Genomic DNA, 16861 nt, shown 5'->3' with positions numbered 1-16861 from the left:
ACGGCCCAGGCCGGCGCGCTCAGGTCCGACCCCGGACGCCGCCGCGCCGCAACGACCGGCCGCAGGGCGGACGGCGCGACGATCCGTCCTGCGGGCGCGTGCGCTCCCGCGCGGACGGACCCGTTCCCCAGGCCGCCGGGGCCGGATCCCGATCGCTCAACCCGCGTGGCATCGCCTGCATCCCGTCACCGTCCTCCGCAAACGCCCGGGCCTTCTCCCCGGGGCGCGATCTGCCGTTAGGGTAGCACGGGAGAAAGGCACTGCGCCACAGTCGCGGTCAGGATTGATACGCTGGGCACATTGTGATGCGGATCGATTCCGAATCGTCGTTGCTGAGGACTACCGATGCGTCCCTGCGCCCCGTCCAACCATGAAAGCCCTGGGGAGTATCGGCCCGAATATCAGGGCACGGGAGTCTCGCGGATATCGTGTATGAACGCTACCGTCATTCGATGAACAATCGATGCGGCACAACTTCCAATCTATTTTCTTGGCAGGACTCGCATCATCTGCGGCACCATGCCGCCTTGGAAACATCGGGCGGGATTTGCCTTGGGCCTCAGCCTGGTTCTTGAATGCGGCCGAGCGTCCGTTGCCGGCCGGGCGCCCCTCCGCAGCAGCCGGCTCCGGAAATCCAGGGTCGCCTCGCCGCGCGTTGCATCGACGGGCGCGGCAGGCCTCGCACTCCCACTCTCGCCATGCCTGATGCAACCCGACACCCGGCCGAGGTCGCGGCGGTTCCCCGGCTCCGGTCGACGATCGCCCGCGGCGCACCGGACGCCTACGAGGCCATGCGGTGCGCCCTCAGCCCCGTCGTGCGCTGGGAACTCCCGCATCCGGAGGACCACGCCGACTTCTCGGCCGTGTTCGAGGCCGATCATTTCGGCGGCATGCATCTGGGCGGCGCCCTGGCGCCGCGCAGCGACTGCCTGCGCACCCCCGGGGTCATCGCGGCCGCCGGCCTCGACGACATCATGCTGATGACCTACCTGCGCAACGGCTACGCCTGCGAGGTCGAGGGCAAGACCCTCGCGATCCAGCCGGGCGACGTGGTGGTGCTGGACCTCACCCGTCCCTTCGCGGTCCGCGCCCCCGCGGTCAGCAACCTGTCCCTCACCATCCGCCGCGACCTCGTCACGCCGCTGGTCGCCCGGAGCGACGCCCTGCACGGCCTGATGCTGCGACGCGGCACCGGCATGGCCGACCTCCTGTGGTCGCATCTCACGATGCTCAGGGCCGATGCGCCTGCCATGAGCCGGGCCGAGGCCGACGCCGCCACGGCCGCCTCCGCCGCGCTGATCGCCGGCGCGGCCGGCCCCTCGCGGGAGGGGCGCGCCCTCGCGCGGGCGGCCCTGCGGGCCGGGCAGTTGCGCATGATCCAGGCCGCCATCGCGCGGGACGTGGCCGACCCGCAGCTCGGGCCCGCTCTCCTGGCACGGCGGTTCCGGCTCTCGCGGGCGTCGCTGTACCGCCTGTTCGAGCCCGTTGGGGGCGTGGCGGAGGCCATCACGCGGGCACGCCTGGCGCGGGCGCGGGCGCTGCTCGAGGATCCCGGGCAGGATCGCCTCCTGATCCGGGACATCGCCCGCGCCTGCGGCTTCGTGAACGATTCGGCGTTCAGCCGGCTGTTCCGGGCGGTCTACGGCGTGGGACCGCGCGACCTGCGCCGGCTTGCGGCGCAGGCCCGCTCGCGCACGAACGGCGATCCGGCGGCACCGGACACCGACGTGCGGGTGGTGAGGGAGTGGCTCCTCAGCCTCTGAGGCCGCCCGTCCTGGCGGGCGCCCCGCCCCACGCCGGCCGCAGCGGAATGTGCGCCGCGTCTCAAAGCAGGTGCGGCGCACGTCCTGCCTGTCCGCGGTTTGCCGGCCTTCACCTTGCATTCACCACGTGAATCCCTCAATCGAGGCTGGCACCCCCGGGCGGCATCACCTCGCGAGACGCGCAAGGGCGCCGAGATCGTCCAGGACAAACTTCGGGAGCGACCCGCATGACGCTGCGACTCACCGACGGACGATCGCAGGACATCGTCGCGCCCGTGCCCGCCAGGTCGCGCGCCCGTGGACGGTTCGGCCTCCTCGCCGGCGCCCTTCTCGTCACCGGCCCGGCCCTGGCCCAGACCGCCTCCCAGATCACCCCCCAGAGCTTCCGCCCAGCCCTGCAGAGCCAGGGCGGCGGCCTCGTCATCCCGGAGGGGCCGGGCCTCGAGGCGCCGGCCGGGGCCGAGCGCCTCACGGTCCGGCTGCGCACCGTCGCGATCGAGGGCACCCTGCCGGATCTTGCCGACCCGACCCAGGACATCGTCGCAGGCCTGTCGGGTCGCACGGTCACCGCCGCCGAGCTGTTCGCGGCCGCCCGGGCGCTGGAGCAGGCCTACGTCGCGGCAGGCTATCCCCTGGTGCGGGTCGTCCTGCCCGCCCAGCGGCTCGCCGACGGCGCCGACCTGCGCCTCGTCGTCCTCGACGGCTTCGTCGAGCGGGTCGACACCGACGCGCTGCCGCCCGAGATCCGCGCGCGGGTGGCCGCCGTGCTGGCGCCGCTCGCCGGGGCACGGGCCCTGCGCCTCTCCGAACTCGAACGCCGGCTGCTTCTGGCCGGCGACGCCCCCGGCACGGTCCTGCGCTCGACGCTGGCGCCGGGCAGCGTGCCGGGGGGCGTCGTGCTGGTGGTCGAGGCCCGCACCAAGCCCGTGACGGGCTCGGCCGGCATCGACAACACCCTCTCGGATGCGCTGGGGCGTACCACGAGCAGCTTCGGCCTCGACCTGAATTCGCCGACCGGAACCGGCGAGCTGCTCTACCTGCGCGCCGGCGGGGCGCCCTATCCGGGCGGGCGGGCGAGCTTCTTCGACCCCGAGCCGCGCAACCGCTCGCTCGCCGCCGGCCTCGTGCTGCCGCTCGGCGCCGACGGGCTCACCCTCAACCTGGAGGTCACCGACGCGCGCACCACGCCCAAGGCTCAGGCGGGAACGCTCGGCTTCACCTCGGACTTCTCGCGCTACTCGGCCCGGCTGCGCTATCCGCTGATCCGCTCGCGGGCCTTCACGCTCAACGCCGAGGCGGCCTTCGACGCACAGGAGGAGCGCCAGACGGTGATCGTGCCGGTCGAGGCGCCGTTCTCCCTCGACCGCCTGCGCATCGCGCGCACGACCACGGACTTCCTGTGGTTCCTGCCCAGCGACGGGATCGTGTCGGGCCGGCTCTCGGGCGCCTTCGGCCTCGACGGGCTGGGCGCGCGCCGGCCACCGGGGGCGGGCGCCGAGGTCGAGCCGTTGTCGCGGCTGGGGGCGCGGCCGGAATTCCAGAAGCTCGAAGCGACCTTGAGCGTCACCCAGCCGGTGGCCGAGCACCTGACCCTCGACCTGCGGGCGCGGGGCCAGACCTCGTTCAACCAGGCGCTGCCGCGCTCCGAGCAGATCGGCTTGGCGAACTTGACTGGGCTGTCGTCGTTCGACGCGGGCCTGTTCCAGGGGGACGAGGGCTACGTGGTGCGGGGCGAGGTGCAGCTGCCCTTCGTCCTGCCCGTGAGCCTGCCGTTCCGGCTGTTCGAGTGGCCGGGCCAGCTCGGGACGGGGCTCGCATCGGGCGAGGAGACGCTGGGCGCCGTGATGGCGAGCCCCTACGGGTTCGGGGCATTCGGGATGGTGCGGCTGCAGCGGCCGACGGCGTTGGAACGCGCGATGGTGCGGGGCGCCTCCTACGGGGTGGGGATCCGCTTCGGGGCCTCGCCGCAGGCGAGCTTCACCAACGTGAGTGCGAGCGTGGAGTACGGCCGCTCGGAGCGCTCGGACCGGCTGCCGGCGGACGATCGGATCACCTTCTCGGTCGCCCTGCAGTTCTGACCGGGCGAGGGAGGTGGGCGCGGGCGCCCGGGACACCCGCGCCGCGTTCGTCGCGGCCGCGAGCGAGACGATACGGGTGCCGGTCTTTCCGGGGGAGCCGGCGGACGAGGTCACGATCTGGAGCTGACGGCGGAGCGGTTCGGCGATCCCGGGCAGCCGGCGAACGTGACGCGGGAGCGGGCGCTTCTGGAGGTGGCACCGGCGGGGCGCGGGCTGGTGTCGGGGGAGGCGGAGAGCCGGATCCGGGCCTGCGCGCCGGAGGCGCGCGACGCGACGTCGGCTGACCTGGGAGATGAGCGGCCGGCGGGCCGCGCTGAAGCGGCGGATCACCCTGCCGGGCGGATCGGTGCGGATCGAGGAGAAGAAGGACGGGTGAGGGCCGGATCGTCCGCCGGCGTCGGGGCGAGAGGGGGGGACGGCGCGACGATCCACCTTGGTGCGCACGCAGGCTGCATGCAGAGTGGCCGGCGGCCGGAGGGCTCCGGCCAGGACGGGACACCCGACGACACGCCCCACGCGACCGGAGGAGGCCGGCCCGACCCGCACGGAGGAGATCCGGCGGCGGCTGGCGGAGGAGATCGTGCAGGGCAGGCGCGCGCCGGGCACGCCGATCGACGAGGCGGAGCTCGCCAGCGCGTTCGGCACGTCGCGCACGCCGATTCGGGCGGCGCTGCGTCAGCTGGAGGTGGAGGGGTTCGCGACCTCGCGGCCGCGGCGGGGCACGCGGGTGAGCACGATCGCGCCGCAGGGGCTGGCGGAGATGTTCTTCGTGATGGCGGAGCTGGAGGCTTTGTGCTGCCGCCTGGCGGCGGGGGCGATGAGCGCGGCCGCGGGGGCGGAACTGGACCAGGTGCGGCGGCGATGCGAGGCGGCGGCGGCGGGGCGGGACGACCTGATCTACCGGGCGAGCCGGAACGGGTGCCTGGAGGAGCAGGCGCGTGCGGTACGACGGCGGGTCGCGCCGTTCCGGCATGCGCAGTGCGGGTTCCCTGGCCGCTTGGCCCGGTCCCTGGCGGAGCACGAGCGTATCGCGGCCGCGCTTCGGGCGCGGGACGGGGAGGCAGCGGCGCGGGAGATGCGGGCGCACGTGTTCACGGTGGAGCACGCCTTTTACCTGCATCAGGCGGGGGGCGAACCACCTGCCGCGTCGTGACGGGGCGCGATGCCGGACGAGGGCCGCTGTGCTGCGGGGCACCGCGACGGCTCCTCCCGCTGCCCCTTTCCCGTCAGTGGGGCGGTGGCCGGCGCCGGGTCGCGGGCGTCGCGGCCGAAGCGCCCGGCCTGCCCCGGGCGGAGGCTGGCTGGTCTGGTATCGCGGGCTGTCTGCGCTTCCGTGCGGAGAGCGCAGGCATGCGGGCGTTCGCGCCCGACGTGGCACGATGATTGAGTGTCTCTCACAACACTCCCGATCGCTGGCATGGCCCGGTGTGGCGGCCTCGGCGCAGCGGGAGTTGTGTGAGGTGCACGTATAGCCCGGATCGCTACGACGCCTTGTCGAAGCAGTCGATCAGCATTTGCGTGAGAATTCGCACCGCCCTGGCCGGATAATGACCAGGCGGACGCAGAACGAATAAACCTGCCGGAGGGATCGGAAAGCGCGTCATGACCGGTACCAACGCTCCGGATGCAAGTTGCTCCTGGATGAGCCTCTCCGGAAGGTAGGCAATCCCCAGCCCCGCCATGGCAGCGGACACCAGTGCGGTACCGTTGTCGGCTTTGAATCGTCCCTGAGGGCGGACGGTGATGGCTTTGTGTCCATCCATGAATTGCCACGTTTCAGTGCCCTGCATGAGGGCCTGGTGGTCGAGCAGGTCATCCGGCGTCTCGGGAGCGCCATGGGCACCGATGTAGTCCGGACTGGCGACAAGCTTGCCGTAGATGGGGCCGACGCGCCTGGCAATCAGGGTCGAGTCCTGAAGGTAGCCAAGCCTGATTGCGCAGTCGAATCCCTCCGATATGAGATCCACGAAGCGATCGGTGTAGCAGGTTTGAAGGTGGAGATGGGGATGGCGCCGCGCCATATCGGCGAAGACGGCGGCCAGGTGGGTCGGGCCGAAGGAAAGCGGCGCAGCAATCCGTAGCCGGCCACGAACGTCGCCAGCGGGCAGGATCGTTTCCTTGGCGATATCGATTTCCGCGCAGACCCGGGCTGCGTGATCCCGGAACGTCGCTCCCGCCTCCGTGAGGGCTGCGCCACGCGTGGTCCGCGCGACCAGCTGCACGCCGAGGTCGGCCTCAAGGCGCGCGAGCCGACGGCTGACGATCGACTTGGAGACGCCCAGTCGCCGCGCAGCGGGTGTCACGCCTCCGGCGTCGGCAAGTTCCACAAACGTTCTGAGATCGTCGATGTCCACCTTGGCGTTCCTGTTTTCGCGACACACCGTGCCGCCGACCGACGCTATCGTAACACAAACCGCAATGGCAATGTCGATCCGACATCGCCGAAACCGGCGTATGTTGTTCCGATAGCGATCTGACTCGCTGGCAGCAAAGGATCGTCATGACTCTACGCAATGGTCTTGCGTCGCTCATTCGCCCGGAGGATTCGATTCTTGTTCTCATCGACCACCAGCCCTACCAGCTGGCGAGTTTGAACAGCCACGATCAGCATCTGGTCGTCAACAACACGACGGCCTTGGCCAAGGCTGCCAAGGTGTTTGGCGTTCCCACCATCCTGACGAGCGTCATCGCCGATCGGGGCGGGGTCATTTTCCCTCAGGTTACCGACGTCTTTCCGGAACAGGACGTGATCGACAGGACGTTCATCAACACCTGGGAGGACGCCAAGGTCGTGGATGCAGTCAAGCGGACTGGCCGAACGCAACTGGTCATCGCCGGCCTCTGGACTGAGGTCTGCGTCGCGATGCCGGCGATCCAGGCGGCGGGCGAAGGATGGGACGTGACCGTGGTCACTGACGCCTGCGGCGGCATCTCGATCGAGGCCCACGAGGTCGCCGTCCAACGCATGATCCGGGCCGGAGTGAACATCATGACCTGGCTGGCGGTGATGGCGGAATGGCAGCGCGACTGGGCTCGGCTGGAGACGGTCGCCGGGGTCACCGACGTCCTCAGGCAGCACGCCGCCGGGTGTGGAATCGCGTATCTCTGGGAGCAGCAACTGCTCAACACGCCGGTCCCGGGCGGTGCCGGCTGATCCGCAACCCTGCAGCGCGTCGCGGCGAAACTGCCCGTTCCGGGAGGCAGGGCCGGCGTTCCATGCCGACGAGGCCGGAAGCCGCAGCGCGCCAGCCCGGTCGTCGTCGCGCCGCGCTCCGGCACCAGCCATGCAGCGTCACAGACGCCCGTACGACGGGGAAGAACGCCGCATCGCAAAATCCAATCACGAACATGCAAATCCCGCAGGAGATGCAAGAGCATGAAAAAAATCGCAAAATCGACCGGGACAAGCTCGGATGCAGCTTCGGTCCAATCCGGCATCGAAGATGCATTGCAGGCTTACGAGACGGCGCTGAATGCGTCAAACACGGACGCGGTACTGTCCGTCTTCGCAACAGATGCCGTCTTCATGGCCCCGAACAGCCCCTCGACGGTCGGTGCCGAGGCGATCCGGGCTGCCTATGACGGGATATTCCAGACGATCACCTTCGACACCGAGCTGACGGTCGAGGAAGTCGTGCAGGTCGCTCCAAACTGGGCGTTCGCCCGGACGAGCTCGAACGGACATGTGATCGTGAATGCGATCAAACAGCGCGTCCCCGACGCCAACCACGAATTGTTCATACTCAGTAAAGAAGGTCGCGATGGGTGGAAGATCGCACGCTACTCCTTCGCGACCACAAACCCGCCACCGCGATAATCGGTTCACGCGCACCGCCTGAAGTCGACTGGAGCGCGTGCGATGGACTGGATCGCGATCGTGAAGATCGGCAGTCTCGTTCAGTCCATCGTGGTCGCCGCCAGCCGTCGATCGGTGATCTCTGGTAACACCCAGGCAACGGCGCCTTGATGGTTGATCCCAGGGTTTGCTGGTGCGCGCGTCACGCTCGCGTGGCGCGATGCGCCCTGGGCCAGGTTCACCACGGCAGCGCCGCGCCGACGGCGGCAATCCCGCGACCGTCGCCAAGTGGACGCAAAGTGGAAGACGCGAAGCTCCACCGCAGACTGCAGGACAGGGCCGAGCGAGCCGAAATCCACGATGTCGTCGAGCGAGGAAGGCGGTGGCGATGACGGCCGAATCGTGCGGCGCGGCTCTAGGACGCTCGGGACGTCGCTGCCTTCCTCAGCCGGGGGATCCGGCTACCGCATCGCGATCAAGGAATACGTCCCGGGTCGATCCCCGCGTAGGCGGGGGCGCCTCTACCTGCTAAGTAGCTGGTGGCATTCACGATGTCAAAGAACGCCGTCAGCGGCGGACGAGAAGCGCGCCGTCGAGGTCCGCAAGGGTTCGGGGCGGAAGGCCGAGCGTGCGCAGGCCAAGTCGCCCGGGGGCGGCGTCATCCTTCCACAGGAGCACGATCGAGCCACCCGGCATTTCGGCCCACCAACTCGCAAGCACGGTCCAGATCCGTTCGCGCACGCCTCGGGAGAGTTCGGCAGCGACGAAGACGCCCGGGGCTGCCTCGGGCATCACCGATGACAGGAAGCCCCGGAAGCGGTCGGCAACGTCCCGCGTCAATGGACCGACCGGCGGCGGGCGCTCCTCGGACCGGAAGTCGACAGGCCGGTCGGCGCCACCGAGGCGTGTGGCGATGATCGCGTCGGCCTCGATCCGGAAGTCGGAGAACGGCCGGTCGAACCGCAGCAGCGCGGTCTCCGCCGCCTTGAGATCAGCGAAGAACCGGCCGGTGAGCCGGTCGACATGCGGCCGCGAGGCCGGGTCGGCGGCCGTCAGCTCCGCCTCGATCGCCGCCAGGGCGTCGGGATGGGTCGCGGCCTCGACGAGACGGCGGTTCATCGCCGGGATCGTCCAGACCGGCTCGGCCTCGACGAGCCGCCGGGTCAGCTCGAGGGTGCGCAGGTCCTCGTAGACGCCGCCGGTCTCGCCGGATCCGAGCCCGTAGGCGCGCAGGTCGGCCCGAAACAGCTCCCGCGCCGCGGGGACGAGCACGATCGCGCGCGGCGCGGCGCAACCATGCGGGCGGGATCGGCCGGCGTGGCGGTGGAGGCGGCCGATCCGCTGCAGCAGCACGTCGACCGGGCAGAGGTCCGTGACGAGCAGGTCGGCGTCGAGGTCGAGGGATTGTTCCAGCGTCTGCGTGCCGATCACGATCCGGCCACCGTCCGGGCGCTCGCGCCCGATGGCGGCCGCGACGGCCGCGTCGAGGATGCGCCGGTCGGGCTCGGCGAAGCGGGAGTGATGCAGCGTCGCGATCCCCCGTCCGTCGGCGTGCCGCACCCGGAACGGCAGAGCTCCGTCCGGGGCCGTCGACTGTGCGTCCAGCACCGCCTCCAGGGCCTCCTGCGTCCGCAACGCCTGCCCGACCGTGTTGCGGATGATCAAGACCTTGGCGCCGGCGCGGGCCGCCGCGACGGCCTCGGGCTCGGCCAGAATCGGGCGTGCCTCCAGGCGGACAACCTTGTCGCCACCGACCGAGCCGACGGGTTTGCGGTATTCGACGCCGTCCTCGCACCAGCTCAGGGCCGGGTAGCGCACGGTCTCGGCCTCCGCCCGATCCGGGACCGTCGCGGCCCCGAGCAGGCGCGAGCGCGCCCCCGCGCCGAGCGTCGCCGACAGGAGAAGCGCGTGGCCGCTCGCCCCGGCGTGGAAGCGCAGGAGGTTCGTGAGCAGGCGCTCCATGTAGGCGTCGGAGGCGTGGACCTCGTCGACCACCAGGAGCTTGTTGAGGAGCGAGACGGCGCGCAGATGGGCGTGCTTCACCCGAACCGCGTTCAGAAGCGCCTGGTCGATCGTTCCGACGGCGATCGGCGCTGCGAGGTACCGTTTCGGATGTTCGGCGGCCCAGCGGGCGGCACGGTCGCCGTCGTCGCTCCACTGGACGTCGAAATCGGGCAGGCGCGCCCCCTCCGCCTCGTCGACGCGCATCTGCCCCGGGACGGCGAGGATGACGGCCGGTCGCTCGTGCACCGGAAAGACGTTGTCGCGAAAGCGCTTGACCCGCTCGAAGATCTGGGTCGCCGCGACGCGGGTCGGCAGCGCGACGTAGAGGCCGTCGGCCACGCCCGCGCGGAAGAGTTCGGCGAAGCGCCACAGGGCGGCCTCGGTCTTGCCGGATCCGGTCTCGGCCTCCAGCACGAGAAGCGGCGCGGGATGCCGCGCCGTCTCGGCCTGGATCGGCCTCGCGGCGAAGAGCAGCCGGTCGCCTTGCGCAAAGGCTTCGGCGAAGCCCGCCCCGACCCGGAGCGCGGCCTCGCGGGTGGCGCGCGCATCGATCCCGGTCGCCGGCATGACGAGGGCCGTCCGGTTCTGCGCGAAAGCCATCCTGTCCGCGTGATGACCGTGGTCGAAGGGAATGAATCTGGGCGCGGGATTCGAACCGAGCCAGTCGGCCAGCATCAGGAGCCCCGCGAAGGCATGTTCGAAACCCGGGTGGCGGGGCAATGGGCCTCCATCGGCGAGGGCCTCCCGGAACCAGGCGTCGAAGGCCGCTCGCATCGGCGCGAGCCTCTCGACGGGATCGCCCGGTCCGTCTCGCCAATGCGCGGAGGCATCCTTGATGTCGGCGGTCTGCCCCTCGCCCCCCAGGGCCCAGGGGCGGCCATGATGGGCGAACACCGCGTCGAACAGGCCCGGCGCGTCCGCGAGCCAGGCCTCGACCCGGTCGAGCCCGAGACGGCCGTGCAGGCAGTCGCACACGATGTCCGCGCCGCGACGGCCGGAGAACACCCAGGCGAGTTCGTCGATGTGACCGACGCGTGGCGCGTCGGCTCGCGACCGGGCCTGGAAGCCACGATTGGCCTTGCCGATGTCATGGAGGAAGGCGAGCGCCGAAAGCTTGGCCGAGGCGGCGATGGCGGCTGTCTCGTCGATCTGCCCGAGACGTTGCAGGCGCGCGCTCATCAGCGGCAGGTCGAGCAGCGCCTTGAGGGACGCGCTCACATCCGCGGAATGTCCCACCAGGGAATGCCAACCGCCTGCTGCATCACGCTTTGCCCATAGGGTCTCGTGACACCGAACCGCCATGAGCGCCTCCAAACGCATCGCGCGCAAGTTCCGCGATCGTTGATTCGATCGACGGCGACGCGGATTCTCGACCTCAAGGATTTTCGCCGTCGATGCCGAGCCGATGATGGAATCAAAACTTTCCCCAACGATTCAGTTCGAGAAAGGCCCGTCGGCAGTATCGTAGCTTGATTCCCGGTCACGCGCACAGACCGGTCTCAGAAAATCCGGCTGAGCGGTCAGCGGAAACGCAGGGATCATCGGACGCGAGACCGTAGAATGGAGTGAGCAGAAAATCCGCAATGACGCTCGGAAGAGCAAAATCGAAGAATGCTGGCCGCCATCTCCTTGCCATACCTTACAGGTTCCTGATTTGCACTGCCTTTGTTTTATGGGGAAATGATCGGTGGAGCACGAAGGCCCGGTCGAACCCGTCTCGGCCGAGCGAATGGCATTTTCGACGGAAAAGCCGCAAAGGTGGCTTTGCGGTGAGGTGGGCTCTCTCGAGAACCTTCGATGTGAGAGGTGCTTGGATCAGTCCTTGCTGCTTTGCGCGCTGCGTGGGAGCAGCGGCCACGCGGCCAGCCTTCGCCCGTAAACCGCGCGTTCTTCGAGGACAGCGCAATCGTGACGACATGGCATGCCTCGCGGATCGGCTTGAGACGTGAACGGACGAACCCTGAGCGAGATCATTCGTCGCCGTGCAGAGAGAGGGCAGGGGGTGCCGAACCGGTCGGCGGGCGGCCATGACGCCGGCATGTCGTGGCCCACGCTCATATCGGTCCCGGTCTCGGGCGACGGCCTTCGTCTCACGGGTCCAGGAGCCCAGGCTCGTCCGCGGCATCGATCCTGGCGACGTCGCCCGTCATCCGCCCTCGCCATCGCGCCACGAAGGCCGCCGGGTCCGCGGCGGCCAAGTCCGGTGCTGCACCGGCCGTTCCGCATCGAGGGCCGGGTGGTGGAGGTGACGCGCCCCCGTCCGGCCTGGCGGTCGACGTCAGCGAGGCGCTGGCTGCCGTGCTCGCCGCGGGCGGAGGCATCGGGATGGCGGCGACCTTCACGAGACCTCCCGCGAGCGGATGGAGGCGGCGGTGCCCGGCTGAGCCCCGCCACCCCGGCAGCCACCCCGGTTTGGGAATGTTCCCCCGTCAGGCGCCGAAGGCGCCGTCGATGGTGTGCATCGCACCCGTCACGAAGCTCGCCTCCGGCCCGGCGAGCCATGCCACCATTCCGGCGACCTCCTCGGGCCGCCCGTGGCGCTTGATCGCCATGAAGCCGTGCATCAGCTCCCGCATCGGCCCGTTCTCGGGGTTGGCATCCGTGTCGACCGGACCGGGCTGCACGACGTTGACCGTGATGCCGCGGGGTCCGAAGTCCCGCGCCAGGCCCCGCGCCAGGCCCTGGAGGGCGGACTTGCTCAGCGCATAGGACGCCATTCCGGCGACCGGCATCCGGTCGCCGTTCACCGAGCCGATCACGATGATCCGCCCGCCCTCCGGCATCCGCCGGGCCGCCTCGACCGAGGCATGGTACGGGGCGTGGACGTTGACCCGGAAGAGGCGGTCGACCTCGTCCGGATCCTGCTCCAGGGCGTCGCCGAAGAGCGCGAAGCCGGAATTCACCACGAGGACGTCCAGGGGCCCGCTCTCGCGCACCGTCGCGATGACCGCGTCCCGGTCGGCGCTGTCGGTTCGAAGCGCTTTGCCGCCGGTCTCGTCGGCCAGGCGTTCGGCCGCTTCGCGCGATCCGGCATAAGTGAAGGTAACCGCCGCGCCGTCCGCCGCGAAACGGCGCACGATGGCCGCCCCGATCCCGCGGCTCCCGCCCAGGACCAGCACCGATTTCCCCGTGAACGTCCCCATGACAGCCTCCTTGAGGATTAATTTACTATCCGCTACATAAATCGGGGAGCGACGGCGGTCAACGATTTTCATAGTGATCAGTACAAAAATTGCTGCCCCGCGAAGGCGATCGCCGCCACGGGTTTCGAGGCGCGGGCCTGTTTCCGCGCCCGCTTCCGCGGCACGGCCGGCGTCAGCCCTGCCTGCTATCGCCAAGCGCTCGCGGGAGGCCGGGCCGCCGTACCGCATCCGGGCCGGCGTTCGGTTGCGGCGCTGCGACCGTCGTCGGGTTCCCGGCGAGATGAACGTCGCGAAGGTGGAAGTTCGATGAAAAGTCCCGGCAGGCGTAGGACCACCCTGCTCCAGCGACTTGCCGGCCGGAAGCCTAGCCTCATTCCGCGACGTGTGCGTCGAATACTTCAGCGCCGATATCATAGAAATCAATGATGTCACCTGCTGCGATCGGAGCCCATATTCGAGCCGCGGCGCGAAGGCGGGCTCACGCCTGCAACCGCTTCCGCTCCCACCGCCCCACCGTGCGGAACGCCGGGCGCCACCCGGGAGCGGAAGGCCGATCGCGGCCACGCGCCCGTCCCACGGTGCGCCGAATTACAATCCGACCCATACCCGGAGACGGAGAGCTGCCGGATGAAAGTCGATTTCAAGGACGATCATTTCGCATTCGAACTCGTTCGAAATCTCGGCTTCATGTATTATGGGGGCTCGGATCTGGGTGAGATGGTCGCCACCGCAGAGAAGATCGTCGAAGGAGATTTCGAGGACTGGTTCGCGAAATGGGATGCGCGTGCCCGCCGAACCCTGGCGCGTGCGGATGAGAGCCTGACCGGCGAACACGTGGTGAGTGCCCGGCAAGCCTACCTGCGGGCCTCCACGTATTTCCGCATGTCGGAGTTCTACCTTCATGGCAATCCTGACGACCCGCGGATCCTGGCGTCGATGCGGGCCTCGCAGAAGGCCTACACCAAGGCCGCCGAACTCACGGGTCCGACCTGGGAGCGCGTCGAGATTCCCTACGAGGGAACGACTCTTCCCGGTTACTTCTACAAGCCGGATGATTCCGGCAAGCGCCGGCCGACGGTCATCTTCCACGGGGGTTACGACTCGAGCCTTGAGGAACTCTTCTACTACGGAGGAGCACCCTCGATTCTCCGCGGATACAATTGCCTGACCTTCGACGGACCCGGGCAAGGTGCGCCGATGCGCGAGCAGAAGCTGCCGTTCCGCTACGATTGAGAAAAGGTCGTGACGCCGGCGGTGGACTACGCCCTGACGCGACCGGACGTCGACGGCGACAATCTGGTCCTGATCGGCATGAGCCTCGGCGGCTATCTCGCCGCGCGCGCGGTCGCCTTCGAGCATCGTTTCAAGGCCGCCGTCTTCTTCGACGGCGTCTACGATCTCTACGAGAGCATGCGCAAGCTGTTCCCCGCGGAGGCAATCGCGGCCTACGACGCTGGCGACAGGGACGTGTGCCAACGGATCGTTGAAGAGAAGATGCAGACGAATACGCCATTGAAGTGGAACATGAACCAGGGCACGTGGTCGTTCGCCGTGCCGGATGCGGCGGGTATCTTGGATACATCAAGGCAGTACACGCTCCGCGATATCGTGAAGCAGATCAAATGTGCGTGCTTGGTGATGGAAGCAGAATCCGACATCTTCTTCACGGGTCAGCCGGAACGCGTCTATGACGAGCTCGAGGCGCCGAAGACCTTGGTGCGCTTCACCGCTGAGGATGGGGCCGAGAATCACTGCCAGTCCGGCGCACTGTCCTACAAGGACGAGGTGGTCTTCAACTGGATCGACGCCACGCTCAAGTTATAAATATCACATTCTCTTCGAGAATAGATTTGTTGCACCTGACAAAACTCCCGCTGCGCCGAGGCCGCCCTACTGAGAGCCTGTTTGACGTGCACGGCAAATTCATCCCCTGCTCACCCTCATCCTGAGGTGATGGCGATCTTCGATCGCCATCACCTCAGGATGAGGCCGTGGATGGGATGGATCAGTCCCATGAGACTCTGTTCTCTTCAATCAAACGGGCTCTCAGTCATCGATTGCAAAGGAGCCGCTGGTGGCCGAACGAGTTTCGATCGAAACCGCGACCTTCGGCCTTCTCGGGCCCCTGGCGCATACGCCGACGCGCACCATGTCGGTCCATTGCGTGATCTTCCGGATCGGCGAGAGGGTTATCCTCCTCGACACAGGCTTCGGGACCCGCGAGATGCTGGAGCCGAACCGCTATCTGGGGTCGGACGCGCTCCTGAGCCTCGGCATCGTGGTCGACGTCCGCCTGACGGCGCTCCATCGCCTTGCCGCACGCGGCATCCGCGCCGAGCAGGTCACGGATATCGTGCTCACGCATCTCGACGCCGACCATGCCGGCGGTCTCCATGATTTCCCGGGAGCGACGGTTCACATCTCGGCAGAAGAACTGGCGGCCTACGACGAACCGCGCTCCAGGAAGTCTTATCATCCGTATCAAGTCTCCCGCCAGACGACCTTGGAAACCTATGGTCCGAGCGACGAGCAGTGGTTCGGTCTGCCGGCCCGGAGCTTGCCCCTGCCGCGCGATCTCGACGCGAAGTTGATACCGCTTCCCGGGCATTCCAGAGGGCACCGCGGCGTCGCCTACCGGGAGAACGGGCAATGGACGCTGCATGCCGGGGACGCCTACTTCGATGCCCGCATCAATTTTCTGGATCCTCCTCCGGGCCTGCCGCTCGAGATCGCCATGCAGGCCGATTCCTGCGACCGCGTCGCAAGCTTGAGCAAGCTCAGGGAACTGCGAGACAGACATGGGCTCGAAGTGGCCATGTTCTGCGCTCACGACTACCAGGAATATATAAGCTGGACGGTTGGTCGTGGCAGGGCGGATCCGGTTGATGTTTTCAGGACGACCCTGCCATAGCCGTCGTTATCAAGCACTCGCCCAGGCCGCGCCCGGTCGCGGTGCGTCTTGCTGCCGGGCGGGCTCGCTTGCTTGATCCGCAGTTGCGCAGGAGGCAGTTCACTCGCCGCCGCTGTCGATAGCGCCGGTTCAGGCCGTGTCGCCGCTGCGCGTACGAAACACGTCCGCCAGCCAGTCGATGAACACCCTCACGCGCACCGACAGGTGCCGACTGCGCGGATAGAGCACCGATACCGGCATCGGAGCCGGCGGGAAGACCTGCAGGACCGGCACCAGCAGCCCCGCCGCGATCTGATGCTCCACGCGGTAGCGGGGGACCTGGATCAGGCCGAGCCCCGCGAGACCGCTCGCCGTGTAGATTTCCGCTCCGCGCACGACGATGTCGTAGGGCAGCGAGATCTCCCGCACCTCGCCGTCCATCCTGAAGTCGAGCGGATAGGGCTGTCCCGTCGTCGAGGCGGCGTACGCAACCATCCGATGGCCGTCGAGATCGTCCGGCGTCGCCGGCGTGCCGTGGCGCTCGAGATAGGCCGGGCTCGCCAGGGTGACCTGATCGAACACGGCGATGCGGCGCCCGATCAGGGATGAATCGGACATGTCGCCCGACCGCACGACGCAATCGACGCCCTCGGTGATCAGGTCGATCATCCGATCGCCTTCGCTCAGGCTGAGGGATATCTCGGGGAAGCGCGCCAGGAACCCGGGCAAAGCGGGCAGAACGTAGTGCCGCGCCACGGTGCCCTGCATGTCGACGCGAAGCGGTCCCTTGGGCTTCGCGCTCCTGAAGACGCTCTCGACCTCGTCCAGGTCCGCGATCAGCCGGACGCAGCGCTCGTGGTACAGCGACCCGTCGAGCGTCGGCCTGACCTTCCGCGTCGTCCGTTCGAGCAGCCTGACGCCGAGATGCGTCTCCAGGCGCTGGATCGCCTGAGTGGCGGTGGGACGCGGCACTTGCAGGTCCCGGGCGGCCTCGGCGAAGCTCCCGCGTTCGACGATCCGCACGAACAGCCGCATGGTGTCGAAGCGATCCATGGCTACCAGCCGTCGATTGTTATGTGATGTGAAACAGTGATGTTGAGCACGGCATACTAGGGCCTGTTGTCACTTGAACCACAGTAGTGTGGAGGCAAGGCAAAGGACGCCCATGAAGCTGACGGCGGTCTTTT

At 68.5% G+C, this 16861-nt stretch carries 12 protein-coding genes; 8 read left to right on the top strand and 4 right to left on the bottom strand.

Annotated features, from left to right (window positions below; translation table 11 throughout):
* Positions 1-791 precede the first annotated feature (791 nt).
* From EU555_RS07090 to EU555_RS07080, 3 genes are all read left to right on the top strand, one after another.
* Positions 792-1763 (top strand): helix-turn-helix domain-containing protein, encoded by a 972-nt coding sequence (locus tag EU555_RS07090; protein ID WP_167858479.1) that lies wholly within the window; start codon positions 792-794, stop codon positions 1761-1763.
* Positions 1764-1990: 227 nt separating this feature from the next.
* Positions 1991-3841: a ShlB/FhaC/HecB family hemolysin secretion/activation protein gene (locus EU555_RS07085; RefSeq protein ID WP_135413977.1), complete on the top strand. Its 1851-nt coding sequence runs from the start codon at positions 1991-1993 to the stop codon at positions 3839-3841.
* 436 nt (positions 3842-4277) lie between these two features.
* Complete coding sequence (locus tag EU555_RS07080) at positions 4278-4994, top strand: GntR family transcriptional regulator (protein WP_425375097.1); 717 nt, start codon at positions 4278-4280, stop codon at positions 4992-4994.
* A 328-nt stretch (positions 4995-5322) separates the two neighbouring features.
* On the opposite strand, the gene EU555_RS07075 is transcribed toward EU555_RS07080, so the two are convergent.
* On the bottom strand, positions 5323-6195 hold the full coding sequence (locus tag EU555_RS07075; RefSeq protein ID WP_135413976.1) for a LysR family transcriptional regulator: 873 nt from the start codon (positions 6193-6195) through the stop codon (positions 5323-5325).
* 146 nt (positions 6196-6341) lie between these two features.
* Here EU555_RS07075 and EU555_RS07070 point away from each other — a divergent pair, with 146 nt between their 5' ends.
* Positions 6342-6995 (top strand): hydrolase, encoded by a 654-nt coding sequence (locus tag EU555_RS07070; RefSeq protein WP_135413975.1) that lies wholly within the window; start codon positions 6342-6344, stop codon positions 6993-6995.
* A gap of 222 nt (positions 6996-7217) precedes the next feature.
* The gene (locus EU555_RS07065) at positions 7218-7658 is read left to right on the top strand and encodes a YybH family protein (protein WP_135413974.1); all 441 of its coding nucleotides are present in this window, start codon (positions 7218-7220) and stop codon (positions 7656-7658) included.
* Positions 7659-8204: 546 nt separating this feature from the next.
* Here EU555_RS07065 and cas3 read toward each other — a convergent pair.
* Complete coding sequence (cas3, locus tag EU555_RS07060) at positions 8205-10943, bottom strand: CRISPR-associated helicase Cas3' (protein WP_281041274.1); 2739 nt, start codon at positions 10941-10943, stop codon at positions 8205-8207.
* Positions 10944-12070: 1127 nt separating this feature from the next.
* On the bottom strand, positions 12071-12784 hold the full coding sequence (bdcA, locus tag EU555_RS07050; protein WP_135413972.1) for an SDR family oxidoreductase: 714 nt from the start codon (positions 12782-12784) through the stop codon (positions 12071-12073).
* A gap of 627 nt (positions 12785-13411) precedes the next feature.
* On the opposite strand from bdcA, the gene EU555_RS07045 reads away from it, so the two are divergent.
* The 3 genes from EU555_RS07045 to EU555_RS07035 all read left to right on the top strand — a co-directional run bounded on the left by EU555_RS07045 (position 13412) and on the right by EU555_RS07035 (position 15695).
* The gene (locus EU555_RS07045) at positions 13412-14017 is read left to right on the top strand and encodes an alpha/beta hydrolase family protein (RefSeq protein WP_135413971.1); all 606 of its coding nucleotides are present in this window, start codon (positions 13412-13414) and stop codon (positions 14015-14017) included.
* Positions 14018-14038: 21 nt separating this feature from the next.
* Complete coding sequence (locus EU555_RS07040; RefSeq protein WP_167858477.1) at positions 14039-14608, top strand: alpha/beta hydrolase family protein; 570 nt, start codon at positions 14039-14041, stop codon at positions 14606-14608.
* A 250-nt stretch (positions 14609-14858) separates the two neighbouring features.
* Positions 14859-15695, top strand: a complete 837-nt coding sequence (locus EU555_RS07035) for an MBL fold metallo-hydrolase (RefSeq protein ID WP_135413969.1) — start codon at positions 14859-14861, stop codon at positions 15693-15695.
* A gap of 129 nt (positions 15696-15824) precedes the next feature.
* Here EU555_RS07035 and EU555_RS07030 read toward each other — a convergent pair whose 3' ends face one another.
* Positions 15825-16727 carry a LysR family transcriptional regulator gene (locus EU555_RS07030; RefSeq protein WP_135413968.1) on the bottom strand — a complete coding sequence of 301 codons (903 nt, stop codon included), beginning with the start codon at positions 16725-16727 and terminating at the stop codon, positions 15825-15827.
* Positions 16728-16861 lie beyond the last annotated feature (134 nt).

Origin of the sequence: Methylobacterium nonmethylotrophicum, from assembly GCF_004745635.1 — a bacterium.
GTDB lineage: Bacteria > Pseudomonadota > Alphaproteobacteria > Rhizobiales > Beijerinckiaceae > Methylobacterium > Methylobacterium nonmethylotrophicum.
Note: the sequence above shows the minus strand (reverse complement) of the source record. Positions and strands in the feature narration are given on the sequence as shown.